This is a genomic window from Streptomyces sp. NPDC014907, from assembly GCF_055562975.1.
The window spans coordinates 220,038-245,200 of sequence record NZ_JBVHEG010000004.1 but is presented as its reverse complement, the minus strand read 5'-3'; the positions used below and the strand labels follow the sequence as shown (position 1 = coordinate 245,200).

Below are 25,163 nucleotides of genomic sequence, written 5' to 3'. Positions count from 1 at the left end.
CCCACGGTCTCGCGTCCCGGACGCCGGGACCGGCAGGTACGGAGGCGGTTCGGGCGGCGGTCCGCGCGGGCCGCAGCGGCCCGCGCCGCCGGCGGCGGCGCGGCCGGGGGCATTCCGCCGAAGGGGGAGCGGTGGTGAACGCGTTCCTCGCGCGCGCCCGCCCACGGCGGTTCCGGCGCGTCACCGGCCCTCCGGCCGGCCGGGCCCCGCTCCTCCCGGCCCCGCTCCTCCCGGCCCCGCTCCTCCCGGCCCCGCGCCGGGGTCGGGCGCGTCCGGGCGGGCGACGCCTCGCCCCCCGGTGCCGGGACCGGACGAGGACCTGACGGCGGCCGCGAACGGCCCGGACCTCCCGGTCCGCCCCCGCCCCCCTTCCTGGATTCCTCCCCGCTCCCTTTCCGGGAGAGGAATCGTTCACAGGAATGGTTCTGAGCGAACGATCAATTCTTTGCTTTTATGAGCGAAGTATTGACGGTTTCTGTTCGGGTGTGCGAAAAACTCACCACCGCGCGCCCTTTCCGTGACCGGCGTCCCCCGACGCCCGGCCCGCACCGGAGACGACGACGCATCCCCTCTTCCCTTCGGAGGTACCTCTCCCGTGCCCTCCACATCCGCCGCCGGCCCCACCTTCCTGTCCCGCCGTGCCCTTCTGCGCGCACTCGCGGTCGCCGCGACCACCGCGCCGCTGACCGCGCTCACCGCCCCGGACGCCGCCGCGGCCGGCGCGTACGACGCCCTCCGCGCCACGTGGCGTGACCTCGTCCTCGGTTCGGGCTTCGACGCCGGCGCCGAACCGTACCGGACCAAGCTCGCCGCCCTGGGCGCCACCGCGGCCACCCTGCGCTCGGCCATGGCACCCACCGCCGGATCGCTGTGGCCCGACCTGCCCTACGCCGACCCCGAACCGGACACCGATCCCGAGTCCTACACGTACTCGGGAAACCTGGGCGTGAGCTACCAGCGGCTGCGCACCCTCACCGAGGCGTACGTCCAGCCCGGCACCGGACTCACCGGGGACCCCACCCTGCTGACCGAGATCCTGGCGGGCCTCGACCGGCTCCACGACGAGGCGTACCACGCGGGCCGGGCCCGCTACGGCAACTGGTACAACTGGCAGATAGGCATCCCGCAGGCACTCCTCGACATCTGCGTGCACCTCCACGGAGACCTCGGCGCCGCGCGGATCTCCGACCACGTCGCCGCCGTCGACCACTTCGTGCCCGACAGCGCCGTCGCCTCCTACACGGGCACCTCCACCGGCGCCAACCGCGTCGACCTGTGCCGCGTCATCGCCCTGCGCGGCGTCGTCGGCGAGAACTCCGCCAAGCTCGCCCTCGCCCGGGACGCGCTCTCGCCGGTCTTCCCGTACGTCACCTCGGGCGACGGCCTGTTCAGGGACGGCTCGTTCATCCAGCACACCTACGTGCCGTACGCGGGCTCCTACGGCGCGGTCATGCTCGGCGGACTCTCCCTCCTCTTCGCCCTGCTGAGGGGAACGAGCTGGGAGATCACCGACCCGGCCCGCCAGATCGTCCTCGACTCGGTGGAGAAGGCGTACGCACCCTTCCTCTTCAACGGCCTGGCCATGGACAGCGTCTCGGGCCGCGCACCCAGCCGCGGCGTGCAGAAGGGCGACGTACAGAAGATCCGGCAGGACGACCACCTGCGCGGCCACGGCATCATCGCGGCCGTCGCGCTGATGGCCCGGAGCGCCTCCAGCGCGGAGAGGACCCGGTGGGAGGGCATGGTCAAGGGCTGGATCGCCCGTGACACGGTCAGCCCGGTCCTCGGCGACCCGCTCCTGGGCGTGGCCCAGCTCGCCCGCCTCAAGGCCGTGAACGACGGCGGCACGGCGGCCACGCCGGAGCCCACCGGCCACAGGCTCTTCCCCGGCATCGACAGGGCGGTTCACCGCCGCCCCGGCTGGGCCGCGAACGTCTCCATGGCCTCGAACCGCATCACGTTCTACGAGAACGGCAACGGCGAGAACCTGCGCGCCTGGCACAGCGGCTCCGGAATGCTCTACTGGTGGGGCGAGGACTTCGCCAACGACCAGTACGGCGACGGCTTCTGGCCCACCGTCGACCCCTACCGGCTGCCCGGCACCACGGCGTCGAAGAAGACCCTCGCCGCCGGGGAGGGCGGCGCCTGGGGCGCGGCCCGGCCCGACGTGCGCTGGGTCGGCGGCGCCACCGACGGCACCTACGCGGCGGTCGGCCAGTACCTCAAGGGGCTCTCCTCCACGCTCCGGGCGAAGAAGTCCTGGTTCTTCCTCGACGACGCGATCGTCTGCCTCGGCGCCGGCATCCACTGCCGCGACGGAGTCGGCGTCGAGTCGGTCGTCGACAACCGCAACCTCGGCGGGAGCGGTACGCGGACGCTCACCGTGGACGGTGCCGCGCAGCCCGGCACCCTCGGCTGGAACGCCGCCTTCGGAGCGGCCGGATGGGCGCACATCGAAGGCCACGGCGGTTACGTCTTTCCCGGCGGCGCCCCCGTCAGGGCACTGCGTGAGGCCCGCACCGGCGCCTGGTCCGACATCAACACCGGCGGCAGCACCGACGCGATCACCCGCCGGTACCTGACCCTGTGGTTCGCCCACGGCACCGACCCGACCGCCGCCGGCTACGCCCACGTCCTGATGCCCGGGGCCTCCGCCGCGCAGACCTCGGCCCGCGCCGCGAACCCCGGCTGGCTGGACGTCCTCGCCAATACCGACAACCAGCAAGGCGTCTCCGTACCGTCGCTGGGCTTCACCGGCGTCAACTTCTGGTTCGCGGGCACGGTGGGCGACGTGACGGTCGGCGCTCCCGCCGCCGTGATGATCCGGGTCTCCGGGACCACGGCCACGGTGTGCGTCTCCGGCCCGCTGCGGGACGGCGCGGTCATCGACCTCACCTGGAACCGGGCGGTGTCGGCGGTCATCTCGAAGGACACCACCGTCCAGGTGCTGTCCACCGGTGCGTCGGCGAAGCTGCGCATCACCCCGGGCACCCTGGCCGCCACGCACAGGGCGACGCTCGCCCTGGGCTGACGGCGAAGCGCCGGAATCCGGTCCGGGCCGCGACGGGGGCGGATCGGCGGATCACCGGCATCCGCGGACCGGCGCCACCGCGAACGCGAGGTGATCCCCTCGCGTTCGTCGTGCGGGCTCCCCGGCCGCTCCTCCAGGCTCCCGGCCACTGACTGCGCTTCCGCCACGGGCACCGCTGCGCGAAGCGGCGGACCCGAACCCGGCGCGCCGACGGCCTCCTCGCCCGGGATGCAGCCGTCGGCCCGCCGGGGAGGGGCCGCAGGTAAGGGGGTGGAGGTGCGGCGCGGAACGGCCGGCCCCGGTCGTGCGGGCTTCCCGCACGTGACACCCGTGGCCCGTTCCCGCGTGCGGGCCGGGAACGGACCACGGGCATGCGGCCACTGCTCCCCCGGTGCCCGGCCGGGTCGGCGGCCGGCCCGCCGAGCACGCCGGAGGGTGGGGGAACATGTCGTCACTGTGGTGTGCCCAGTGCCCGGAGGTCTCGTACAGCCCCCGTTTGCCGAGAACCGGTGAGCACACGCGCCGGTAGCCCAACCGCCGCTCGGCGGCCCGGACGTACTCCTCCGGGGCATGCCTCACGGTCGCGCCGCCCGGCAGCCGGTACGGCAGGCCGGAGCCGATGAGCGGGCCGGTGCCGAACAGACCCGGTTCACGGCCGAGCTCGCGGTGGTCACGGTCTGTTCGCCGGGACAGCGGGTCTTGGCGTGGGTGCTGTCGTGCCGGCGCTGCCACCGCTTGGGGCGGCGGCCGGGGAAGGGGACGGGGGTGGAGCCGCCGGCAGCTCGGTACGCCGTGCCGGCCCGGCACCTGAGGCCGCTGCCGGGCCGGGCATGCCCGGACGACGGCTGTGGGCGCGGGCCGCGGTGAGGTCCTGGGTGCGGCCCGGTGTCGTACGGGAGAACCGCGGCGGGGTGCCGTCGGGGCGGGCTGCGACCTGGATGTTCATGCCGTGCTCGCGGTGCTTCGGGGAGTGGTGCGGCCGGTCCACGGCGACGCGGTCGATGGGGATCGGCGTGCCGTCGACGATGACGAGGTCTCCTTCGCCCGGGCCGGCGAGTGTCTCGTGCGGGCCGGGTGCCCAGGAGGCCACGACCTCGGGGGTCTCGTCCACGTACCGCCAGGCGGTCGCGGTGGAGATCCCGAAGCCGGCCGCGAGCCGGGGCGACGTCCCGTTCTTCCGCAGGTGCGCCGGCGCGAGCAGTACCTGGTGGAAGCAGCCCGGCTTGCGCCACCGTGCGCCACGTCCACACCTTCGGGCATGGATGAGCCAGGAGACGTGCCCGACCGGCTCATGGGGGGACGCCGTGCACGGCACGGCACGGGACCAGGCGAGGTTCCTCGGGCGAAGCGCGGTGCGTGGAGAACACCACCGCGACGACCAGGAGCCCCCCGCCTCGTCACACCACCCCGCCGACCTGCACAACCACCCCTGCAGGCCAAGGGGGGGGAACGGTTCAGCAGCCAGGACGGGGGCCATCCGCAACCGCACGACCGGCGTGAGCCTTCTCCTGCTTGCGTTCCTAGGGGTCCTAGGTAAAAACTAGGGCCCCTAGGATCATGGGGAGGGCGAATGGCGCGGGCGGGGCTGACGGCGGAACGGGTGACGATCGCGGGCGCCGAGCTGGCGGATGAGGTCGGGCTCGACCGAGTGACCATGTCACAGGTGGCGCGGCGGCTCGGCGTGAAGGACGCCAGTCTCTACACGCACGTCCGCGGCCTGGAGGATCTGCGCGGACGGATCGCGCTGCTGGCGGCGGACGAGAAGACCGTTCGTATCGCGGAGGCGACCTCCGGACGGGCGGGCAAGGGCGCGCTGGTCGCGTTTGCCAACGCCTGGCGGGAGTACGCCCACGCGCATCCCGGCCGCTACGCGGCGACGCAGGCCCCGATCCGGATCGCCCCTGAACTGGCCGCAAAAGCGCCCGGACCACGGCGCGCGGTCGAGTTGACCTACGGCGTGCTGCGCGGCTACGGACTCGCCGAGCCCGACCTGACCGACGCGGTCCGGTTGCTGCGCGGCACGTTCCACGGCTTCGTCGCCCTGGAGGCCGCGGGCGGATTCGCGCACGAGCGTTCGCCGCAACAGTCCTGGGACCGCGCCCTCGACGCCCTCCACACCCTGCTGGAGCACTGGCCCCTGCCCCGAGAAGGAGACTCCGCATGACCGCCCCGACCATCGGCAGCCTGCGCGTGAACGGCGCGACCCTGCACTACGAAGTGCGCGGCCGGGGCCCGCTCCTGCTGCTGATCCCCGGAGGAGCGGGCGACGCGGCCTCCTTCGACGGCATCGCCGACGACCTGGCTCCCGAATGCACCGTCGCGACCTATGACCCGCGCGGCATGTCCCGAAGCACCCTGGACGACCCCGAGGCCGAACAGCGAGTGGCAGAGCACGCCGACGACGCCTTCCGGATACTGGAACTGCTGTCACCCGGTGAGCCCGCGCGTGTTTTCGGTTCCAGCTCTGGCGCGATCACCGCCCTGCACCTGCTCACGGCCCATCCCGAACACGTCGAACGCCTCGTGGCGCACGAACCGCCGGTCGTGGAGGTCCTTCCGGACGCCTCCGAACATCGCGCGCTCGTCGCGCGCGTACAGGCAACGCTCCACGCGGAGGGGCTCATGCCGGCGATGGCCGTGTTCGCCGCGGGTCTGAAGAGAGGCGGCGACACCACCGAGCCGAAGGCCGGAATCGACCTTCCGCCGCAGGCAGCGGCCCGGGCCGAGCGGACGATGGCCAACCTGCCCTACTTCCTCGGGCGCATCGTGCCCGGCTTCATGTCCTACACCCCGGACGTCCAACGGCTGGAAGAACTGTCGGACCGGCTCGTACTCGCCGGTGGCGAGGACTCACGCGGTGAACTGCCCTACCGTCCGGCCGCTTTCCTGGCCGAGCGTCTCGGCACGGAACTCCGGCACTTTCCCGGCGGGCACACCGGCCTGACCACACACCCCGTCAGGTTCGGCGAACTCCTCCGGGAGGCCTTCCGGACCTAGACCCGAATCGGATTCGTCCGGGTCGGCACCCACCCAAGACGGTCGGCGAACGTCACGTCCGTCAGTGAACCTCTTTCACCCTCCAGCACAGGATGAAAACGGCTCACGCACGGACGTCCAACGGCTCGGTATCCGGTTTCAGCAGCGCGGAATTCACCACTGCGGTAAAACCTTTATGAGTCGGAGCGCGACAGTCGTCACAAATTCAGGATTTTTTTCGCCGCTGCCGACAGAGGTCGGTTCGGCTGTCGGCGAACGGTGCTTCCGCGGTGCGGGCGCCTCGATATTTTCCCGGCATGGCTGATCAACATGCGATTCACGTCGGGGGCGTCCGGCTGGCCTATCAGGTCTCGGGGCCGCCGGACGCTCCGCCGCTCGTCCTGTTGCACGCGCTGGGCGAGGATGCCACGGACTGGGACGTCGTGACACCTGTCTTCGCCCGCAGTCGGCGTGTCTATGCTCTCGATCTTCGCGGTCACGGCCGAAGTGATTGGCCAGGGGAGTACTCGCTGCAACTCATGCGGGACGACGTGCTCGGCTTTCTGGATGCACTGTCACTTGACCGGGTGGATCTGGTGGGGCACTCGGTGGGCGGGATCGTTGCCTATCTGCTTGCCGGGGAATGTCCGCAGCGTGTGGACCGGCTCGTCCTGGAGGACGTTCCGATCCCACGTCCTCGGGAAAAGACCACTCCGACCAGGCCGGACGGGAAGCTGACGTTCGACTGGGAAATGGTGTTGGCCATCAGGCGGCAAGTCGACACGCCGGATGCGGAATGGCTGCAGTGCCTCAGCGGGATCACCGCCGAGACCCTTGTCGTGGCCGGCGGGCCACGCAGTCACGTATCCCAGGACGGCATCGTCGAGTTGGCCCGTCGTGTTCCTCGCGGGCGAGTCGTCACCATTCCGGCCGGGCACTTGATCCACACATCCGAACCGATGGGGTTCGCGAAGGCTGTTCTGGCGTTCCTGCGGTCGGAGGAAGAATCCCGCCCCGCACAGTAGGGGAGTCCGTCCCGTGAGCCTTTTCCGGACTGACGGTGCCGGCCGGGTGTGGGGCGGACCGGTGGAACGGCGAAGCCCCTTGTGGACGGGTTCTCGACCAGGATCGCCCGCAGCCGCCAGGAGCTTCGCGTGCTTGTGCACCCGTCGTCGGCCGACCTGTCCAGTCGCACGCTGCGGTGCCCGACGGGACGACTCGCCGTCCGGCGCCGCCGCGCGGCCCGGTGCGCGCTCCCGACCGTGGTACGGAGCCGTCACGGATCCGGATCGGGCTCGTCGTGATCGAATCGCCCGAGTGAAGGCGAGGCCAACTGAGCGACGGCCATTGGCGATTGCCCGCAGCCCCCACCGCGTGGTGGTCATCGTCGCGGCCGTCCGCACCCCGGAGAGGCAACGCCGAAAACGCTCAGTGCCCCTTCGTCTTGGCGAAGGAAGGTGTCGCCGTCCCGGGCGGCCCGGCCTCCGCCCGGCTCGTCGAGGGAACCGGCAACGAGGCGGGCGGTCGCCGCCCCAACGGTGGGTTCGTCCTGAACCGCGTCTTCGGCGAGGACGCGTTCCACGTGAGAATCACTTCCTGAGCAGTGACGGAGCCCTCGTGCCTCTCATCACCGAGTACAGCACCAACGCCCGGACGGACTACGGGCTCGTGGAGGTATACGACTCGGACGCCTTCCTCGGGGACGACGAGTCGTTGCAGCGGTCATTGACTCAGGTGGTCGCCGGAAACGGCTATCACCTCTACCTGCAGGCCAGCCAACCCGACATCGAAGTACAGGTCACCATCAGGATCTGGGACACCCCCCAGAGGCCCCCGGAAGACGTCGAGGGCACGATTCCTGTCTCTCTGGAATCGGAAACGGGCCAACTCGTCATCAACCAACTCACCTTCGGACCGGCAGGCGTGATGGACCTGCCCCGGCCCGGCGTCTACGACGGACACGCGGCATGGAGCGGGCGAGAGGCCACGGCCGCCTACTACAACACCTGCCTCCGGAGCGTCGGCGAGGAGCGAGGGGACGCGGAACGGATCGGAGCAGCGCGGAAACAGTGCCCCACGACTGAGCGGTACACCCTCGACCTCTGGTTCGTACGGGAATCCGAACCGGAGGACGATTGGTACGAATAGCCCCCGGGGGCTTTCTCCTGAGCACCGAACGGGGCCCGTGGTTTCCGTAACGGGTGTCGAATCCGCGCCGGACGACGGAGGCGTTCCTGGGAGGGGTGGCGCAGTCGAGCGACCCCGTGGTCCTGGTTGTGCCGGAGCTGGTCACCCGCACGATCCGATGCGCCCGCGGGCGGGGCTCCGCTTCGGCTCCGGCGGGGGCCGGCCACGTGAAGGCGGTCGTGCTCGCCGAGAGCCGGGACCGGACGGTCGTGAAGGACGCCGGCCCGGCCGGCGAGAACCTGGCGGACGACTCGGACGCGGTCCCCGGTGAGCCGACCGGGACGGTGGCCCCGCCCCGGTCGCGGCCCGCCCGTGCGGGAGGCGGGAGCGGTCACGAACAGCAGGAGGGCGCTGAGGCGGTGGTGTCGAGCGGGACCGGCTGCGGAGCCGGAGCGTGGCAACCGCCCCCGTCTCCCGCCGTGTCGGCGGTCTGCTCGTCGAAGAGGCCGGCGCCGCCGCACACCCCGGTCTCGGGCAGGACGAGTTCGACGCGCTCGGCCGCCTCGCGGTCGCCGGCGAGGGCGGCCACGACGGAACGGACCTGCTCGTAGCCGGTGAGGGCCAGGAACGTGGGCGCGCGGCCGTAGGACTTCATGCCGACCAGGTAGACGCCCTCCTCGGGATGGGAGAGCTCGTTGACGCCGTGCGGGTAGACGGTGCCGCAGGAGTGCTGGTTCGGGTCGATGAGCGGGGCGAGGGCGAGGGGTGCCTGGAGGCGCTCGTCCAGGCCGAGACGGAGCTCGCCGAGGAAGGACAGGTCGGGGCGGAAGCCGGTCAGGACGACGACCTCGTCGACCGGGTCGAGGCGGCGGCCGTCCTCGGCGACCAGGACGAGCCGGTCACCGGCGCGTTCGATCGCCTCCGTACGGAAGCCGGTGACGGCGTCGGCGTACCCCTCGTCGACGGCGGCCTTGGCGGCCAGGCCGAGGGCGCCGCGCGCGGGGAGCCGGTCCGCGGTGCCGCCGCCGAAGGTGGAGCCGGAGAGCCCGCGCCGCAGGACCCACGTGGCGTGCGTGCCGGCCCCGTCCTCGGACTTCGCGAGTTCGGCGAGGGCGGCGAGGGCGGTGAAGGCCGAGGCGCCGGAGCCGATGACGGCGGTCCGCCTCCCGGCGTAACGGGCGCGGGTGGCGGGGTCGTTCAGGTCGGGGACGCGGTAGGAGACGCGGTCGGCGGCCGCGCGCTCGCCGAGGGCGGGCAGGCCGTCGCCGCCGGCCGGGCCCGGGATCGTCCAGGTGCCGGAGGCGTCGATGACGGCGCGGGCGAGGATCTTCTCCTCGTGTCCGTCGGCGTGGGTGACGTGGACGGTGAAGGGCTGTGCCTCGCGGCCGGCGTCGACGGTCCGGTCGCGGCCCGCGCGGGAGACACCGGTGACCCGGGCGCCGAGGCGCACCTTGTCGCCGAGGGCGTCGGCGAGCGGCCGCAGGTACCGCTCGGCCCAGTCGCCGCCGGACGGGTACGTCTTCGTGTCGGGCTTCGTCCAGCCGGTGGGGGCCAGGAGCTTCTCGGCGACGGGGTCGGTGAGTTCGCCCCAGGTGGAGAAGAGCCGCACGTGCGCCCACTCGCGCACCGCCGCACCGGCCCGCGCCCCGGCCTCCAGGACCAGGGGCTCGATGCCGCGGTCGACGAGGTGGGCGGCTGCGGCCAGACCGGCGGGGCCGGCCCCGATGACCACGACGGGCGGCTGCTCGGTGACGGTGGCGTTCATGACGATTCCCCTTGTGTTTCGACATCTGTCGATCTCTTGTACGTCCAGCATGGCATCTGTATCGATAGGCGTCAACATAGACACCTGTCGAATCCAAATGGTCGTTCACGGGGGCTTCGGTCGGCCGGGTCGTCCCGCCCCGCCCGGCGCGCCCCCCTTCGGACGGCCGCGAGACCGCCGACCCCCGGGGGCCTGCTTTGACATGTGTCAACATAGGCGTATGTCGAACACGAAGGCGCTGCCGCTGCTCCAGTCCGCCGTCGAGCCGTGCTGCCCGCCCCTGAACGAGCGGCCGCTGACCGCGGAGGAGGCCGAGCCCGCGGCGAAGATGTTCAAGGCGCTGGGCGACCCGGTACGGCTGCGGCTGTTCTCCGCCGTCGCCTCGCACGAGGGCGGCGAGGCGTGCGTGTGCGACATCTCCGACGTCGGCGTCTCCCAGCCCACCGTCTCCCACCACCTGAAGAAGCTGAAGGAGGCCGGGCTGCTCTCCTCCGAGCGGCGCGGCACCTGGGTCTACTACCGTGTCGAACCGGCCGTCCTCGCCGCCATGGGGCAGCTGCTCACCAAGGCCTCCGGCGCATGACCGGCTCCGTGCGGGTGGTCCCGCTGACCGCCGACCACGCCGGCGAGGTCATCGCGATCTACCAGGCCGGCATCGACGAGGGCAACGCCACCTTCGAGACGACCGCGCCGTCCTGGGAGGGGTTCGACGCGGCCAGGCTGCCCGGGCACCGCTTCGCGGCCGTCGACGGGACCGGCCGGGTCCTCGGCTGGATCGCCGCCGCCCGGGTCTCCGACCGGTGCGCGTACGCGGGCGTCGTCGAGCACTCCGTCTACGTCCACCCCGACGCCCGGGGCCGGGGTGTCGCCTCCGCCCTGCTGAAGGCGCTCGTCGACTCCACCGAGGCGGCCGGGATCTGGACCGTCCAGTCCGGGATCTTCCCCGAGAACGCGGCCAGTCTCGCCCTCCACGAACGGGCCGGGTTCCGGGTCGTCGGCATCCGCGAGCGCATCGGCCGTCACCGCGGTGTCTGGCGGGACGTCGCCCTCGTCGAACGCCGCAGCAGCACCGTGCGGTGAAGCGGGCGTGCCCCGGGTCGCGGTCGGCGACGTGGGCGGCGTCCGGATGGGTCTCGCCCGGCCGCGGTGGCATGGGGCCGCCGGGGGAGAGGGGCGTACGGCGGTGCCCCGCCCTCCGGGGGCGGGGCACCGTTCGGCGGAAGGGCCTTCGGGCTCATGGCCGGCCGGAGGCGAACCTCTTGCGCCGGGCGAGCGAGACGTGGACCAGGGCGACGAGGACGGGGACCTCGATGAGGGGACCGACGACGCCGGAGAGCGCCTGGCCGGAGGTGACGCCGAAGGTGGCGATGGCGACGGCGATGGCGAGTTCGAAGTTGTTGCCGGCGGCCGTGAACGCGAGGGTCGCGGTGCGGTCGTAGGCCAGGCCGACGGCCTTGCCGAGCGCGAAGGTGCCGAACCACATCACCGCGAAGTAGACGAGCAGCGGCAGCGCGATCCGGGCGACGTCGAGCGGCCGGGAGGTGATCGTCCTTCCCTGCAGGGCGAAGAGGACGACGATCGTGAACAGCAGGCCGTACAGGGCCCAGGGGCCGATCTTCGGCAGGAACCGCCGCTCGTACGACTCGCGGCCCATCCTCTCCTCGCCGACGCGGCGGGTCAGGAAGCCGGCCAGCAGGGGGACGCCGAGGAAGACGACGACGTTGAGCGCGATCTTCCCCGTGGAGATGTCGAGGGTCTCGCCCTTGCCCAGGCCGAGCCAGTGGGGGAGGACGTCGAGGTAGAACCAGCCGAGCAGGCCGAAGGTCAGGACCTGGAACACCGAGTTCAGGGCGACGAGGACGGCTGCCGCCTCGCGGTCGCCGCAGGCCAGGTCGTTCCAGATGATCACCATGGCGATGCAGCGGGCCAGTCCCACGACGATCAGGCCGGTGCGGTACTCGGGCAGGTCCGGCAGGAAGGTCCAGGCGAGCGCGAACATCACCGCGGGGCCCAGGACCCAGTTGATGACCAGCGACGAGACCATGAGCTTCTTGTCGCCGGTCACGGCGTCGAGCCGGTCGTAACGGACCTTGGCGAGGACCGGGTACATCATGATCAGGAGCCCGGCGGCGATCGGCAGGGAGACGCCGCCGATCTCGACCTTCGCGAGCGCGTCGTCCAGACCGGGGACCAGGCGCCCCAGGCCCAGGCCGAGCGCCATGGCGAGGAGGATCCAGACGGCGAGGAAGCGGTCGAGCGTCGACAGCTTCGCGACCACGGACGCCTCCGGTGGGGTGGTCGCGGGGGCGGTGGGGTTCAACAGGACCTCTTGGAGTCGGCATGGGCGCGGGCGGTGGCGGCGAGTCCGGCGAACCGGCCGGCGAGCGCGTCGAGGACCTCGGGCTTCAGCCGGTAGTACGTGAACCGGCCGCACGGCTCCGTCTCCACCACGCCGGCCTCCCGCAGCACCTTGAGGTGGTTGGAGAGGTTGGTCTGTCTGGCCCCGGTCTCCTCGACCAGATGGGTGGTGCACAGGGTCTCGTGGGCGAGCAGGGTCACGATCCGGAGCCGCAGCGGGTCGGCGAGGACCTTCAACAGCTCAGTGTCGACTGACGTCAGCATGGACTGATACTGTCACATCAGTGAAGGGTGATGTCAGTCCGGGGTGATGCCCGTCCGTTCCGAAAGAAGAACCGATGCCCGAGTCCCCACGCGCCTCCGTGCTGTTCGTCTGCGTCCACAACGCCGGACGTTCCCAGATGGCCGCCGGATTCCTCCACCACCTGGCGGGCGACCGCGTGGAGGTCCGCTCCGCCGGCTCCCTGCCCGGCGACCGGGTCAACCCGGCCGCCGTCGCCGCCATGGCCGAACTCGGCATCGACATCTCCGGCCGGCGGCCCAAGGTCCTCACCCCCGAGGCCGTCCGGGCGTCCGACTACGTCATCACCATGGGCTGCGGCGACGCCTGCCCGTACTTCCCCGGCAGGACCTACCTCGACTGGCGGCTGGACGACCCGGCCGGCCAGGGCGTCGAAGCCGTCCGCCCCATCCGCGACGAGATCAAGGGCCTCGTCGAGAACCTCGTCGCCGACATCGACGCGAAGAGGCGGGAGGGCTGACCGCGCCATGACGACCACCACGACGGGCGCCCGGAACGCGCGCGGAGCCGCCGTCGGCTCCGGCCGCACCACCGCGCCCTTCACCGCCCGCACACATTTCGAGCTCTGAGGAACGCGTCCATGGGCACGTCGTCGTCCACCGGCGGTACCCCGGGAGCGTTGCGGCGGACGCTCGGTGTGCCCGACGCCGTCGTGATCGGCCTGGGGTCCATGATCGGCGCCGGGATCTTCGCCTCCCTGGCCCCGGCCGCCCGCGAGGCCGGCTCCGGACTGCTGATCGGTCTCGCGCTCGCCGTCGTCGTCGCCCACTGCAACGCGACCTCCTCCGCGCGGCTCGCGGCCCGTTACCCGGCGTCGGGCGGCACGTACGTCTACGGCCGCGAACGGCTCGGGGAGTTCTGGGGGCATCTGGCCGGCTGGGCGTTCGTCGTCGGCAAGACGGCCTCCTGCGCGGCGATGGCGCTCACCGTCGGCTCGTACGCGTGGCCCGGCCGGGCGCACGCGGTCGCGGTCGCCGCCGTGGTGGCGCTGACGGCGGTGAACTACGCCGGGGTGCGCAAGTCCGCCCTGCTGACCAGGGTCGTCGTGGCCGTCGTCCTGGCGGTCCTCGCCGCCGTGGTGGTCGCCGCCCTCACCTCCGGCGCGGCGGACGCGGCCCGGCTGGACGCCGGTTCCGACACCACCGCCGGCGGGGTGCTCCGGGCGGCGGGCCTCCTGTTCTTCGCCTTCGCCGGGTACGCGCGCATCGCCACCCTCGGCGAGGAGGTCCGCGATCCGGCCCGTACGATCCCGCGGGCGATCCCGATCGCGCTGGGCATCGCCCTGGTCGTCTACGTCCTCGTCGCGGTCTCGGCCCTGACGGTGCTGGGCCCGGACGGGCTGGCCGGGGCGACCGCGCCGCTGGCGGACGCCGCGCGGGCCGCGGGCGCCGATCCGCTCGTCCTGCTCGTCCGCGTCGCCGCGGCCGTCGCCGCGCTCGGTTCCCTGCTCGCCCTGATCCTCGGGGTCTCCCGCACCACGCTGGCCATGGCCCGCGACCGCCACCTGCCGCACGTCCTGGCCGCGGTGCACCCGAGGTCCGGGGTGCCGCACCGTGCCGAACTCGCCGTCGGTGCCGTGGCGGCGGTGGTCGCGGCGACGGCCGACGTGCGCGGGGCGATCGGCTTCTCCTCCTTCTGCGTCCTCGTGTACTACGCCGTCGCCAACGCCTCCGCCTGGACCCTCACCCCGGGCGAGGGCCGGCCGGCGCGCGTCGTCCCCGCCGCCGGGCTGGCCGGCTGCCTCGTCCTGGCCTTCGCGCTCCCTGCGTCCTCGGTGGCCGGGGGCGCCGCGGTCCTGGCCCTCGGGGCCGCCGTCCACGGGGTCCGGCGCGTGGCGGCCGGCGGTTCGCCCGGCCGCTGACCCCGAGGGCGGGCACGCACGCGCGTGAACGCCGGGGACGGGAGAACCCGCGGCCGGGGCACCCCCTGGATCTGCCGCCGCGGGCCGCCGCCCTCTCCTTCGCCGCGGAGGACCTCGGGGTGCGCGGCCGGGCGGGCGGTCCGCACGGAGGCACGGGGTGCGGTCCTCGTGTCAGCGGGCCCGCAGGGCCGCGAGAGTCGCTTCCAGATCGGCGGGGCGGGGGCGGTTGTGGGGGAGCCTGCCGAGCACGGCGGCCATGCCGCAAGTATTGGTGAGGGCGGAGAGGACCAGCCCGGCGGCGATGCCGGCCGAGAGGAGCTGGAAGGCCGGGTGGACGAGGACGCCGAGCAGGAGGCCGAGGAGCACGACGGTGCCCGCGGTGAGGCGGACCTGGCGTTCCATGCCCCAGACGGTACGGGCCGCCCCCCGGGGGCGGTGCAGGTCGTGGCCGTCGGCGGCCCAGGCGCCGGTGCCGCCGGCGAGGGTGGCGGTGTCGACGCCGTGCCCGGCGAGGACGCGGCAGGCGTCCTCGGACCGGGCGCCGGACGCGCAGACGACCAGGACGTCGCCGCGGCCGGCGGCGTCGCGGATGTCGGGCAGCGCCCTCCGGAGCTGGTCCAGGGGAACGTTCAGGGCGCCGGGGAGGTGACCGCCGGCGTACTCGCCGGGGGTGCGGACGTCAATGACGGTCAGTTCGTGCAGGCGGGCGCGGGCTTCGCCGGTGTCGAGGGTCGCGGGCGCGGACATGGCAGGTGTCGTCCTTTTCTTTCCGGGGTGTCCCCCGGGAGGCGGAGTGCGTTACTCCCGGGGGTACGGGGTGAGGAGTGGCGGTGGGGCTCGATCCGGCGGAAGCGGAGCCGAAGGCGGACCTGAACCGTCCGGGCGGGGCGCAGGGGCGGATCGCCGGAGCGATCCGGACGGCCGAGGAGGGGCGGGACCGCGAGGAGGTCGTCACACAGCCGGCGGCCGCGTCGCGGGTGCCGAGCCGGGTCCTCGACCATCGCCGCCGCCCTCCGGCTCGATGGTGCCGACGAAGAGCACGGGCTCACCCCCTTCGGTGCGCATTACCCCCCGGGGTATGTTTTCCACGCCAATAGTATTACCCCCGGGGGTATATTCCGGACCGTGGGGTCCCACCGCTCCGGAGCGGGCGCCCCGACAGTGCCGACATCGCGAAGGAAGACAGCGGCATGCCGTACGGCCGGACCGTGAAGCCGACGGGAACCTTCGAGGGGACCGTGGAAGCCGGTCCGCCGCGCCCTCGCCGATCAGGGCTTCGGCGTCCTGACCGAGATCGACGTGCGGGCCACCCTCAAGGCCGGGCTCGACCACGACATGGAGCCCTGCCTGGTCCTCGGCGCCTGCAACCCGCCACTGGCCCGCCGGGCCCTGGACGCGGACCGTTCGATCGGCCTGCTGCTGCCGTGCAACGTCGTGGTCCGGGCCGAGGGCGACGAGGTGGTCGTACAGGCCGCCGACCGCGCCGTCATGGTCACGCTCACGGGCGTCGACGCCATGACGCCCGTGGCCGACGAGGCCGGCCGCCGCCTCGGCGCCGCGCTCGCCTCCCTCGGTACGGCCGGCGCCTGCGATCGTCCCGGGCGGGCGCCCTCCGCGACGCCGTCACCCCGATGGTGGTGGAGCGGTTTCCGGGCGGGATGGAGAAGGACGGGGCCGGCCGGGGTGACCAGGTGAACATCCTCCGGGTCCTGAAGACGATCCCGCGGGACGCGTATGCCGGGGGACCATGGCGGACGACCCGGTGAAGGGGGTCCGGAAACCCGAATGCGTTCGGGGAACGGTCGCCATTCCGTCTCGCGCCCACGTGGAGCGGACGCCGGCTGTTGCCGGCGAGGACCTGGGCTTCCGGCACTCCTTCGCCTCGAACGCCCTTGGCAGTGCCATCCCCATCACCGGTGTGGCGGAGTGGACGGGCACAAGCCCCTATCACGAGCGGCTCCCAGTGCCGGGCGCGACTTTCGAAGGAGGCGGTGGGCGTCCCCCCGCATCGCGCCCTCCCGGTCCGGACACCCCGAAGGTGAGGACGTCGCACTACGCCTCCAGATCATGGCCGGAGCCGGACCGCCCCGCCGCTGGCCCGGACCGGTCCGTCCCGGGCGGTCACGCAGGCCGCCCGGTGACCGGGGCCGCCGAAGGCGACCACGACCACCGGGCGGAGCCGTCCGGTTCCCGGACGGTGTCGACGCGCGCCGTTCAGCAGTTCCGGATGGACCACACGGGCGTCCAGTCGTACGTGAAGGGCGTGGGCTCCGGCAGGACGACGTCCAGCACCTGGCCGTTCTGGCCGTAGAAGAACGCGGCGGCGCCGACCTGGTTGTTCACCACCTGGCCCACGCCGTTCCAGTGGGACAGGGAGTACTGCTGGCACCGATAGAGGAAGAAGACCTTGTACTTGCCCACCACCGGGTCCCAGACCCCCGTGCAGAGATTCCCCGACGCGCACGTGACGGGGCTGCCCGACGTCGTGTGCACGTAGTCCGCCCAGGGCGAGACCGTCGGTGATGCGGCCGCCGCGGCACGCGGGGACGTCCCCTCGCCCCGGGGCGCCGGCGGCATGACCATGGTGTGGCCGCCACCCCCGTGAGGCCCGTCCGGACCCGCCGCCCGGGCCGGGCCCGCCGCGAAGGCGGACACCAGCACCCACAGGAGGGCACCGACCACACCGAGGGTGGAACGCCAGGTACGCGACATCGTCACTCCCTCTCCGGGAATCCCCGGGTTCACTTCTGACTCGTGCACAGCGGTACGTCCGGCAACTGATTGTCCGGATGGCTGATGTAGATGTGGGTGACGTAGCCCCCGTACTGCGGCAGATACGCCCACCAGTCGTTGGTGTACGGCGGGACGGAGACGAGCTGCCCCTTCTTCTGGCAGCCCACCAGCACCTCCACGCCGGCCGGGAGCCGGGTCAGCAGGTTGTCCCCGACGACCGGTTCCGTCCGGACGGCGACGTCCTGACCCCACGTCCCGTACCACTTCCCCTTCGGCGCCGTTCCGCCGGGAACGTTCAGGGAACGGGTCAGCCGGCCGAGGTCGGTGTACGCCTTTCCGTACGACGTCCCGTCCTGGTGCAGTGTGAGGACGGCCACGATCGAACGGTCACCGGCTCCGACGGTGCCGGTCGTGTGCAGCGCCGGTCGGCTCAGGTCGACGCCGGCGTCATCCGCGCCGACGGGCGCGGGGGCCGAGGCGTCGGTGCCACCGGCCGCAGTGGTGCTCACGGGGCCGCAGTTCCCCTTCGCGTACTTCCCCGACCAGCCCTGTTTCACGGCCCACGGGCGGTCGAACGCGGCGGCGATGCCGAAATGCTGGTCGAAGGAGTCCGACGCGCACCGGGTCGACTGGCGCAGACGCTCCATGATGAAGTCACGAACCGGCGCGGGGGCGGACTCCAGGATGTGCCGGTAGGTCTTCACGGTGTCGCGGGCCGACATGGCCGTGTAGCCCCAGTACCCCTCGTAGGCCGCCGGTGGGGGAGTGGTGTCGGCGAGCCCGAGCCGAGTGACCATGCGCTCGACGATCGCCGGCCCGCCGTAGGTCGACCAGTAGTGGCTGGCGGCGGCGTCCTGACTGCTGCGGAGCATGACGTCCAGCCGCGTGCGGTCGGCGGCCGGGATGGTGTCGGGGCTGCGGTTCCACAGGAAGTCGAGGGCGATCAGGAGCTTGACGACCGACGCGGACCGGAACGTGGCGGCCGGGGCGAGCTGTTCGGTGAACGTCCCGGTCTGCCGGTCGTACACGGCCACGCCCGCCGTGACCCCCGCGGGCACCTGGAGGCTCGCGGGCGTGACCGGCACGGAGTCACCCGCCGGTTCCGTCGCGGTCGCGACGGAGTGCGGGAGCGCCGCGCCGGTGAAGGAGAGGGAGAGGAGGGCCGCGGTCGCGGCGAGCAGGCGCCGAGGCGTACGGCGAGCGGTGGTGTGGGAGTGCCTGACGAAGCGGAACATGGCGTGAGAGGTCCTCGCTTGGTGGGAGAGCGGGCTTGCCCGGGTCTCGGAAAGGGGCGGCGGACGGGGGGGCGGGACCGTGGCACGGAGCCCCCGGCGGGACACGGGGGGCTCCACCGGAGCGGGCCGGGCGGACGACTCCCGGCGGGTTACGGGATGTTGCACTCCGTCATGCCGGGCCAGGGATCGGTCGACGTCCACACGTCGACGGCGGGTATGAAGCCCCACCCGTGATGGCCCTCGCGACCGGGAGCGACGCGGTCACCCATGGTGTAGTACCAGATGTTGTTGCCGCCGCTGTGCGCGGCGCCGCTTGCCCAGCACACGAACCAGCTCGTCGACGTGTCGATCCAGCCGATCACCGAGCACGCGGCGATGAAGCTGCCGCAGCCGTACAACGGGGCGCCGGCACGATTGCCGCACACCCAGTCACGCGTCCAGGTGCGCCCCGTGTACGCGTCGTAGTGGCTGACGTCGCGAGCGGTGCACGACGCCCGGGCCGCGGAGGGTGCGGCCTCGGCCGTGGGCGGCGCGCTCCGCACCACGCGGGAGGCCGTGCCGGCCTGCGGCGTCGACGCCTGAACGACGCCGGCGCCGAACAGCACGGCCAGGAGGGCGGCGAGCATCGCCACCGCTCGTCTCACAGACATGTTTCGGCCCCCGTTGTCGAGAAAGCGATGGTCGGACGGCCCTGCGGAACCGAGGAGTTGTCACGGGACGTCGCTTGAGAGCCGAGCCTTCCACCCGCACTCTGTTCGTGTCATCACTTGTGGCCATGCGACATGAAAGACGATCGATAAGGGATTCATCATGGTTACTGGCGAAACGGCCGCTGGAGACGCCGCACCGGCGGGCCCCGACCCGCGGACGCCGAGCGCCCATCAGCTCCGGCTGTTCGTCGCCCTCGCGGAGGAACTCCACTTCTCGCGCGCCGCCGCCCGGCTGTTCATCACGCAGTCGGCGCTGAGCCAGCAGATCAGAGACCTGGAAAGACGCCTCGGGGTGCGGCTGTTCGACCGTTCGAGCCGAGCCGTGATGCTCACCCCGCAGGGCCGGGTGCTGTTGGCGGACGCGCGCGGCGTGGTGGCGGCCATGGACCGGCTGAGCCACAGCGCCTCGACCCAGGCGCGCAGGCTCTCCGGACGGCTCGTCGTCGGCACCATCGGCGCGGAAGCGGCGATGCCCTATACGCACGCCGTGCTGCGTCTGCTCCGCGAACGGCACCCGCTGGTCCAGGTCGACGTGCGCAGCCTCCACTTCGCCGACCACTTCGACGCCCTGTTCCGCCATGACATCGACGTTGCCTTCCTCCGCCCACCGGTCCCGCCCGGAGTGGAGGTGCAACACCTGGCCACGGAACCACGGTTGGCCTGCCTCCCCGCGAGCGACCCGCTCGTGGACCGCGACCGGATCACCCTCGCCGAGCTGACGCGCCACCCCGTGATCGACGTCCCGCCGCAGGTGCCACGGCTCTGGTGGGACTTCTGGGCCGTCGACCCGCGACCCGACGGCACCCCGGTCCGCTACGGACCCGTCGCCTCGGACCTGGAGGGCCTTCTGCACCTCGTGGCCCAGGGCAAGGGCATGTGCTTCCTGCCGGCCGCCGCGCGTGACCTCTTCCCGCGACCCGGCATCCGCTACGTCGAGGTCACGGACCTGCCCCCGTCAACGGCGGGCCTCGCCTGGCTGAGGGAAAGCCGCACGGAACCGCTCATCGAGGCCGTGGTGGCGGCTGCCGGACACGTGGCCCCGGCGCTGGACCGGGGGGCTGTCCGGGGCAGGAGCCGGGCCGATCCCGGGATCGAGGCCAGGGCTCTGGAAAGGGACGGGCCTCCAGGAGTTCGCCGATCCGCCGGGCAAGGAGTTTCCGCTGATCAAGTACGGCCGTCAGCGAAGCGGCCGGGCCGGGGATGACCGGCGCGGCCGCGCCGGTGCCCGGACGGTGACGGTCTGCTCGTGGCCGGCTCCCGGATGATCGACGCCCTCTTGGACGGTCGCGCTGACAACGGCCGCCGAATCCCGTACGCGCGTTCCGGGACGATCGGCCCAACAGGTGCCTGAGGCAAGGGAAAGCCCAGGTGGGAAGCGGTCTCGGCTGACCGGCGCGATGTTCCTCACAAGCACCGTCCGGCGCGTCCCGGTGTACAGTCGAGGCCGCCCTTGACCCGCACGAAGCAGGCAGGGAGCCGTCTCAGAGGAGTTCACCGTGCTGCGCACTCTGTTCAAGTCCAAGATCCATCGCGCCACCGTCACCCAGGCGGACCTGCACTACGTCGGGTCGGTCACCGTCGACGCCGACCTCATGGAGGCGGCCGACCTGCTTCCCGGGGAGCTGGTGCACATCGTCGACATCGACAACGGCGCCCGTCTGGAGACGTACGTCATCGAGGGCGAGCGGGGTTCGGGCGTGATCGGCATCAACGGCGCCGCCGCCCACCTCGTGCACCCCGGTGACCTCGTGATCCTCATCAGCTACGCGCAGGTCGAGGACGCGGAGGCGCGGACGTTCGTGCCGCGCGTCGTGCACGTCGACGCCGGGAACCGCATCGTGGAACTGGGCACCGACGCGTCCGCGCCCGTCCCCGGCAGCGACACGGTCCGCTCCCCGCACGCCGTGCCCGCCCGGGGCTGACCCACGGGGCCCCGCCCGCGGGGGGCCGGTCCGAAGGGGGCTCCGGCATGACGGCCGGGCCGGTCCGCCCACCGCCGGGGACCGGCCCGGAGACCGGCCCGAGGTCCGGCCCGGCCCCCGGCCGACAGGCGCCGGAGGCCCTGTCGCGTCACCCTGGAAAGCGACGACCCCGACGAGCGAGAGGCCCGTGATGACCCAGCCGTATCCCGACCCCGTGCCCCCGTCGCCCATCCCGCCGCCCGTACCGAACCCCGTGCCCCCGCCGGACCCCAGTCCGGTCCCGGTGCCGCCGGAGCCCGGTCCCGCCCCCGTTCCGCAGCCCGGCGGTCCCGTGCCCGAACCGGAGCCCCAGCCCCAGCCGGGGCCGGCCGGCGGAGGGCGGACGTCAACGCGGACATGACGGAAGAAGGTCCGGATCGCGTGAAACCCTTGTCACGGAGCGTGTTCCGCCCCTAACTTGAATGGCCGTTGCTGTGTTCAAGGGGGGCCCCATGGCCGTACGCGGACGTCACCGCCGCCACCAGCCGAGCCGCATCAACCGCGCCTCGCTCACCGTCACGGCGGGAGGCGCCGGCATGGCGCTGCCGCTGATCGGCGCGGGCACGGCGCAGGCGGCCTCGCTCGACGTCTGGGAGAAGGTCGCCTCCTGCGAGTCCTCCTCCCACTGGCACGTCAACACCGGGAACGGCTACTTCGGCGGCCTCCAGTTCAGCCAGTCCACCTGGGAGGAGTACGGCGGCACGCACTACGCGCCGCGTGCCGACCTCGCCTCCAGGGACCAGCAGATCGTGATCGCCGAGCGCGTCCTGAAGGGGCAGGGCCCCGGCGCGTGGCCGTCCTGCGGCTCCCGCGCGGGTCTCGCCGCCGGCGGCGGGCCGTCCGGCGTCGCCCCCCGGTCCGCCCCGGCGGGGAAGCCGTCCGGCGGGAACCGGATGAGCACGACGTCCCTGCCGGGACAGCGCGCCTTACCGGAACGGCCGGCGCGGAACGCCGGACCCACCGCCGTCCCCACCGTGCGCGAGATGTACACGGTGACGCCCGGCGACTCCCTGTCGAAGATCGCCGGCGAGGAGCACGTCCGGGGCGGCTGGAAGAGCCTGTACGAGAAGAACCGCTCCGTCGTCGGCGACGACCCCGACCTCATCCACCCCGGCCAGCGCCTGACCCTGCGCATCGCCGCGCCCAGGAAGTCCGGGGAGGCCGGCAAGGCCGCCGCGCCGAGGGCCCCCGAGGCCGTGCCGCCCGTGAGGAAGGCCCCGCCCCGGGCGGTGCCGCCCAAGTCCCCCGCCCCCCGGTCCGTCACCGCGCCCCCCGTGACGAGACCGGCGGCCGGACCCGGCGTCAAGCCCTCCGCCCGGCCCGTCGCCAAACCGGCCTCCGGACCGGCCGTCAGACCGGTTCCCAAGCCCGCCGCCAAGCCCCGCCCGGCCGCCAAACCCGTTCCCAAGCCCGCCGCCAAACCCGTCGCCGCACCGCGTCCGGCGGCCAAGCCGCGTCCCGCCGCCGCACCGGAGGTCCGTTACTCCGCCCCCGTCTCGTCCGGCATCGGAACCCGCTACGGCAAGCCCGGTTCCTCCTGGTCCAGCGGTTACCACACCGGCGTCGACTTCCCCGTCCCCACCGGCACCTCGGTCAAGGCGGTGGCCGGCGGCCGGGTCGTCTCCGCCGGATGGGGCGGGGCGTACGGCTACCAGGTCGTCCTCCGTCACGACGACGGCCGGTACAGCCAGTACGCGCACCTCTCCGCCCTCTCCGTCCGCGAGGGCCAGCGGGTGCACGCCGGCCAGCGCATCGCGCGCTCGGGGTCGACCGGCAACAGTTCGGGACCGCACCTCCACTTCGAGATCAGGACGGGCCCCGGGTACGGCTCCGACATCGACCCCCTGGCCTATCTCAGGGCGCGGGGCGTCTCCCTCTGACCCCGGCGGCCCCGGCTCCGCCCCTGCCTCCGCCTCCGTCCCCGGCGGCCCCGGCATCCCCGTCCCCGGCGGCCGGCCCCGCCGCCGGGGACGCCGCCCGTCCCGGTTCCGGCCCCGGGGCGGGGGCCGCCCGGCCGAGGGTGAGCAGGACGAGCCCGTACGCGGTGACCCCGCCGCAGACCAGCGCGCCCGCCGTGCCCGCCGCGCCGTGGCGGAAGCCCTCGCCGAACAGGGCCACGCCCACCGCCGCGGCGACCACCGGGTCGACCACCGTGAGCGTGGCGAGCGGGGCGGCGAGCCCCGCGCCCCGGTAGGACGCCTGGGAGAGCAGCAGCCCGCCCACGGCGAACCCCGAGAGCGCCGCCAGGGACGCCCACTCGGCGAACGGTGCCCCCGGCGTCCACGCCCCGGCCACCGCCTTGGTGAAGACCGATGCCACGCCGAAGGAGACGCCCGCCGCCGCGGCCAGGGCGACGCCGCGCGGCACCGCCCGCCCCGTCAGGCGGGCGGCCGCGAGGAGGAGGCCCACCGTGCCGAGCGCGGCCCCCGCGAGCAGCCACCGCTGGCCCTCCCCGGGGGACCGCGCCCCGGCGCCGCTCGTGAGGCTCAGCAGGCCCGCGAGGCCCGCCGTGGTCACGAGGGCGCCCCGCCAGGTCCGCCGCCCGGCCCGGCGGCCGGTGAAGAGGGCCGCCATGGGCAGCGCGCACACGAGGGTGAGGGCGCCCAGCGGCTGGACCAGACTGAGCGGCCCGTACGCGAGGGCGGCGACGTGCAGGGCCGCCCCGACGCCGTTGAGCAGCACGGAACCCCACCAGGCCGGGCGGCGCGACGGCGGGCCCGCGGAGGCCGCGACCCGTTCCTGCACGATCGCCGCGGCCGCGTAGGCGACCGCGGAGGCCAGGGCCAGGACGACGGACAGGACGAGGGGGCTCATGCCTTCCACCATCCCCCCACCCGGCCCGTCGCGCGCCGTACCGCGCTCTCACGGCCACCACGGCGTCCCGGCCCACGCGCGGAGGGCACCCGGCCACGACGCCCGGCCCACGCGGGCGGAGGGCACCCGGCCCGCGCGCCCTCACGGGCACCCGGTCCCGGCGCCCGGCCCACGCGGGGGCAGCGCTTCGGAGACGCCGGCGATGGCCTCGGCCGGGGCCATCGCGCGGAGGGCGGCCCTCCCCATGCGCGCCGGCTCCGGGCGCACCCTCGCCCGGCCCGCGCGCCCTCGCGGCCGGCCCCGGCGGCCCGGCCGGTCCGTCGGGCGCCCGGCCCGCGCGGAGGGGAAGCGAGGCGGCGGTCGCGGCGCGGCCGAAGGCGACGGCGCCGGGACCGCGCGCGGAGGGGAAGCGGCGTCCGCACGGGCCGGGGCCGGTGCGACGCGGTCCCCGGCGCGTCCGTCCGGAGCGCTACCGTGGGCGCCGGCCCGCGACCGGGCCCGTCCCGGGCGGCCGAGGCCCGGGAGCGCAGGACGGCGTGGCAGGACCGAGGGGGGCCGGATGGATCTCGTCGAGAGCGGATCGGTGGGCGGGTTCTTCGTCCTGCGGACCGCGCCGCCGGAGAGCGGCGGGGCACACCGCCCGCTCGCCCGGCTGTACGCGGGGGAGGACGGCCCCCTCACGGCGCGCGTGGACCGGGTCGCCGCCCGGCTCGGCGCTCCCGAACGGCGCGTCGGCGCCTCCGTCGCCCATCTGGGGCTCGCCGCCCGGCTCTGGTCCACCGCCCTCGGTCCCGCCGCGCTGTACGGCCGCTTTCCGGACCTGGACCCCGCCGCGCTGTTCTGGGACGGGGCGCTGACCTCGCCCGACGACCTGTGGTGGGCCGGTTCCTCGACCCGTCCGGCCACCGTGGCCGACCTCCGCGAGGCCGTGCAGGAGGCCCACCTCGTCCCGCTCCACGCGGCCCTGCGCCGGGACGGCCGGACGGCGCCCCGGCTCCTCTGGGGCAACGCCGGCTCCGCCCTCGCCGGGGCCCTGCGCGAACTGACCCGCTGGGCCCGCGCCCACGGCCGGCCCGACGCCGCCGGCCGGGCCGCCGCACTGGTCGCCGGCCTCCTCGACCACCCCGACCTCGCCGGCACGGTCCGGGGACCCCGGCTGCGCCGCGCCAGCTGCTGTCTTTACTACCGCTGCCCCGGCGGCGGGCTCTGCGGGGACTGTGTCTTCGACCACGCTCCCCGAACGGGTTTGGAGGGGCGGCCCCCCGCTCCGTAAAGTTGCCCTTTCCGAAGC

General features: G+C 73.5%; 23 protein-coding genes and 2 pseudogenes. 15 read left to right on the top strand and 10 right to left on the bottom strand.

Going from position 1 to position 25,163, the window contains the following annotated elements:
• Window positions 1-595: 595 nt before the first annotated feature.
• Window positions 596-3,031 (top strand): polysaccharide lyase 8 family protein, encoded by a 2,436-nt coding sequence (locus ACZ3IL_RS13320; protein WP_467389721.1) that lies wholly within the window; start codon window positions 596-598, stop codon window positions 3,029-3,031.
• A 438-nt stretch (window positions 3,032-3,469) separates the two neighbouring features.
• Here ACZ3IL_RS13320 and ACZ3IL_RS13315 read toward each other — a convergent pair.
• Together ACZ3IL_RS13315 and ACZ3IL_RS13310 are read right to left on the bottom strand one after the other, a co-directional pair.
• Window positions 3,470-3,724: pseudogene (locus tag ACZ3IL_RS13315) on the bottom strand (threonine--tRNA ligase); the annotation flags it as partial.
• A complete protein-coding gene (locus ACZ3IL_RS13310) occupies window positions 3,702-4,508 on the bottom strand; it encodes a transposase family protein (protein WP_467389719.1) in 807 nt (268 codons plus the stop codon). The gene ACZ3IL_RS13310 and the pseudogene ACZ3IL_RS13315, both read right to left, overlap by 23 nt.
• A 93-nt stretch (window positions 4,509-4,601) precedes the next feature.
• Here ACZ3IL_RS13310 and ACZ3IL_RS13305 point away from each other — a divergent pair, with 93 nt between their 5' ends.
• From ACZ3IL_RS13305 to ACZ3IL_RS13285, 5 genes are all read left to right on the top strand, one after another.
• Complete coding sequence (locus ACZ3IL_RS13305) at window positions 4,602-5,195, top strand: TetR/AcrR family transcriptional regulator (protein WP_467389717.1); 594 nt, start codon at window positions 4,602-4,604, stop codon at window positions 5,193-5,195.
• Complete coding sequence (locus ACZ3IL_RS13300; protein WP_467389715.1) at window positions 5,192-6,028, top strand: alpha/beta fold hydrolase; 837 nt, start codon at window positions 5,192-5,194, stop codon at window positions 6,026-6,028. Before ACZ3IL_RS13305 ends, ACZ3IL_RS13300 begins: the two co-directional genes overlap by 4 nt.
• Window positions 6,029-6,324: 296 nt before the next feature.
• Window positions 6,325-7,032 carry an alpha/beta fold hydrolase gene (locus ACZ3IL_RS13295; protein WP_467389713.1) on the top strand — a complete coding sequence of 236 codons (708 nt, stop codon included), beginning with the start codon at window positions 6,325-6,327 and terminating at the stop codon, window positions 7,030-7,032.
• A gap of 419 nt (window positions 7,033-7,451) precedes the next feature.
• Window positions 7,452-7,607, top strand: coding sequence for a hypothetical protein (locus tag ACZ3IL_RS13290; protein ID WP_467389711.1), 156 nt, complete (start codon window positions 7,452-7,454; stop codon window positions 7,605-7,607).
• A 17-nt stretch (window positions 7,608-7,624) separates the two neighbouring features.
• A complete protein-coding gene (locus ACZ3IL_RS13285; protein WP_467389709.1) occupies window positions 7,625-8,155 on the top strand; it encodes a hypothetical protein in 531 nt (176 codons plus the stop codon).
• Window positions 8,156-8,525: 370 nt separating this feature from the next.
• Here ACZ3IL_RS13285 and ACZ3IL_RS13280 read toward each other — a convergent pair whose 3' ends face one another.
• Window positions 8,526-9,899, bottom strand: coding sequence for an NAD(P)-binding domain-containing protein (locus ACZ3IL_RS13280; protein WP_467389707.1), 1,374 nt, complete (start codon window positions 9,897-9,899; stop codon window positions 8,526-8,528).
• A gap of 220 nt (window positions 9,900-10,119) precedes the next feature.
• Between ACZ3IL_RS13280 and ACZ3IL_RS13275 the strand changes: the two genes are divergently transcribed.
• Together ACZ3IL_RS13275 and ACZ3IL_RS13270 are read left to right on the top strand one after the other, a co-directional pair.
• Window positions 10,120-10,482, top strand: coding sequence for an ArsR/SmtB family transcription factor (locus tag ACZ3IL_RS13275; RefSeq protein WP_467389705.1), 363 nt, complete (start codon window positions 10,120-10,122; stop codon window positions 10,480-10,482).
• Entirely contained in the window at window positions 10,479-10,979 is a 501-nt protein-coding gene (locus ACZ3IL_RS13270) for a GNAT family N-acetyltransferase (protein ID WP_467389703.1), read from the top strand. The genes ACZ3IL_RS13275 and ACZ3IL_RS13270 overlap by 4 nt, the downstream gene beginning before the upstream one ends.
• A 154-nt stretch (window positions 10,980-11,133) precedes the next feature.
• Here the strand turns inward: ACZ3IL_RS13270 and arsB are convergent, their stop codons facing one another.
• Both arsB and ACZ3IL_RS13260 read right to left on the bottom strand, forming a co-directional pair.
• Window positions 11,134-12,219, bottom strand: a complete 1,086-nt coding sequence (gene arsB / locus ACZ3IL_RS13265) for an ACR3 family arsenite efflux transporter (RefSeq protein ID WP_467389701.1) — start codon at window positions 12,217-12,219, stop codon at window positions 11,134-11,136.
• Entirely contained in the window at window positions 12,216-12,521 is a 306-nt protein-coding gene (locus tag ACZ3IL_RS13260) for an ArsR/SmtB family transcription factor (RefSeq protein ID WP_467389699.1), read from the bottom strand. Before ACZ3IL_RS13260 ends, arsB begins: the two co-directional genes overlap by 4 nt.
• A gap of 74 nt (window positions 12,522-12,595) precedes the next feature.
• Here ACZ3IL_RS13260 and ACZ3IL_RS13255 point away from each other — a divergent pair, with 74 nt between their 5' ends.
• Both ACZ3IL_RS13255 and ACZ3IL_RS13250 read left to right on the top strand, forming a co-directional pair.
• Window positions 12,596-13,018: an arsenate reductase ArsC gene (locus ACZ3IL_RS13255; RefSeq protein WP_467389697.1), complete on the top strand. Its 423-nt coding sequence runs from the start codon at window positions 12,596-12,598 to the stop codon at window positions 13,016-13,018.
• 120 nt (window positions 13,019-13,138) lie between these two features.
• A complete protein-coding gene (locus tag ACZ3IL_RS13250; RefSeq protein WP_467389695.1) occupies window positions 13,139-14,419 on the top strand; it encodes an APC family permease in 1,281 nt (426 codons plus the stop codon).
• A gap of 171 nt (window positions 14,420-14,590) precedes the next feature.
• Here ACZ3IL_RS13250 and ACZ3IL_RS13245 read toward each other — a convergent pair whose 3' ends face one another.
• The gene (locus tag ACZ3IL_RS13245; protein ID WP_467389693.1) at window positions 14,591-15,166 is read right to left on the bottom strand and encodes a rhodanese-like domain-containing protein; all 576 of its coding nucleotides are present in this window, start codon (window positions 15,164-15,166) and stop codon (window positions 14,591-14,593) included.
• A gap of 443 nt (window positions 15,167-15,609) precedes the next feature.
• Here ACZ3IL_RS13245 and ACZ3IL_RS13240 point away from each other — a divergent pair.
• Window positions 15,610-16,000 (top strand): annotated as a pseudogene (locus tag ACZ3IL_RS13240) (DUF302 domain-containing protein); the annotation flags it as partial.
• Between the two features lie 633 nt (window positions 16,001-16,633).
• Here ACZ3IL_RS13240 and ACZ3IL_RS13235 read toward each other — a convergent pair.
• The 3 genes from ACZ3IL_RS13235 to ACZ3IL_RS13225 all read right to left on the bottom strand — a co-directional run bounded on the left by ACZ3IL_RS13235 (window position 16,634) and on the right by ACZ3IL_RS13225 (window position 19,037).
• On the bottom strand, window positions 16,634-17,131 hold the full coding sequence (locus ACZ3IL_RS13235; protein ID WP_467389691.1) for a hypothetical protein: 498 nt from the start codon (window positions 17,129-17,131) through the stop codon (window positions 16,634-16,636).
• 29 nt (window positions 17,132-17,160) lie between these two features.
• Window positions 17,161-18,387, bottom strand: coding sequence for a hypothetical protein (locus ACZ3IL_RS13230; RefSeq protein ID WP_467389689.1), 1,227 nt, complete (start codon window positions 18,385-18,387; stop codon window positions 17,161-17,163).
• Window positions 18,388-18,536: 149 nt separating this feature from the next.
• On the bottom strand, window positions 18,537-19,037 hold the full coding sequence (locus tag ACZ3IL_RS13225; RefSeq protein WP_467389687.1) for a hypothetical protein: 501 nt from the start codon (window positions 19,035-19,037) through the stop codon (window positions 18,537-18,539).
• Window positions 19,038-19,197: 160 nt separating this feature from the next.
• Here ACZ3IL_RS13225 and ACZ3IL_RS13220 point away from each other — a divergent pair, with 160 nt between their 5' ends.
• The 3 genes from ACZ3IL_RS13220 to ACZ3IL_RS13210 all read left to right on the top strand — a co-directional run bounded on the left by ACZ3IL_RS13220 (window position 19,198) and on the right by ACZ3IL_RS13210 (window position 22,938).
• A complete protein-coding gene (locus tag ACZ3IL_RS13220; protein ID WP_467389685.1) occupies window positions 19,198-20,301 on the top strand; it encodes a LysR family transcriptional regulator in 1,104 nt (367 codons plus the stop codon).
• A gap of 292 nt (window positions 20,302-20,593) precedes the next feature.
• Entirely contained in the window at window positions 20,594-21,019 is a 426-nt protein-coding gene (gene panD, locus ACZ3IL_RS13215; protein WP_467389684.1) for an aspartate 1-decarboxylase, read from the top strand.
• 491 nt (window positions 21,020-21,510) lie between these two features.
• Window positions 21,511-22,938: a peptidoglycan DD-metalloendopeptidase family protein gene (locus ACZ3IL_RS13210; RefSeq protein ID WP_467389683.1), complete on the top strand. Its 1,428-nt coding sequence runs from the start codon at window positions 21,511-21,513 to the stop codon at window positions 22,936-22,938.
• Here the strand turns inward: ACZ3IL_RS13210 and ACZ3IL_RS13205 are convergent.
• Complete coding sequence (locus ACZ3IL_RS13205) at window positions 22,913-23,872, bottom strand: DMT family transporter (RefSeq protein WP_467389681.1); 960 nt, start codon at window positions 23,870-23,872, stop codon at window positions 22,913-22,915. The two genes, ACZ3IL_RS13210 and ACZ3IL_RS13205, sit on opposite strands and share 26 nt — an antisense overlap.
• Window positions 23,873-24,431: 559 nt before the next feature.
• Between ACZ3IL_RS13205 and ACZ3IL_RS13200 the strand changes: the two genes are divergently transcribed.
• The gene (locus tag ACZ3IL_RS13200; RefSeq protein ID WP_467389679.1) at window positions 24,432-25,145 is read left to right on the top strand and encodes a (2Fe-2S)-binding protein; all 714 of its coding nucleotides are present in this window, start codon (window positions 24,432-24,434) and stop codon (window positions 25,143-25,145) included.
• Window positions 25,146-25,163: the final 18 nt, after the last annotated feature.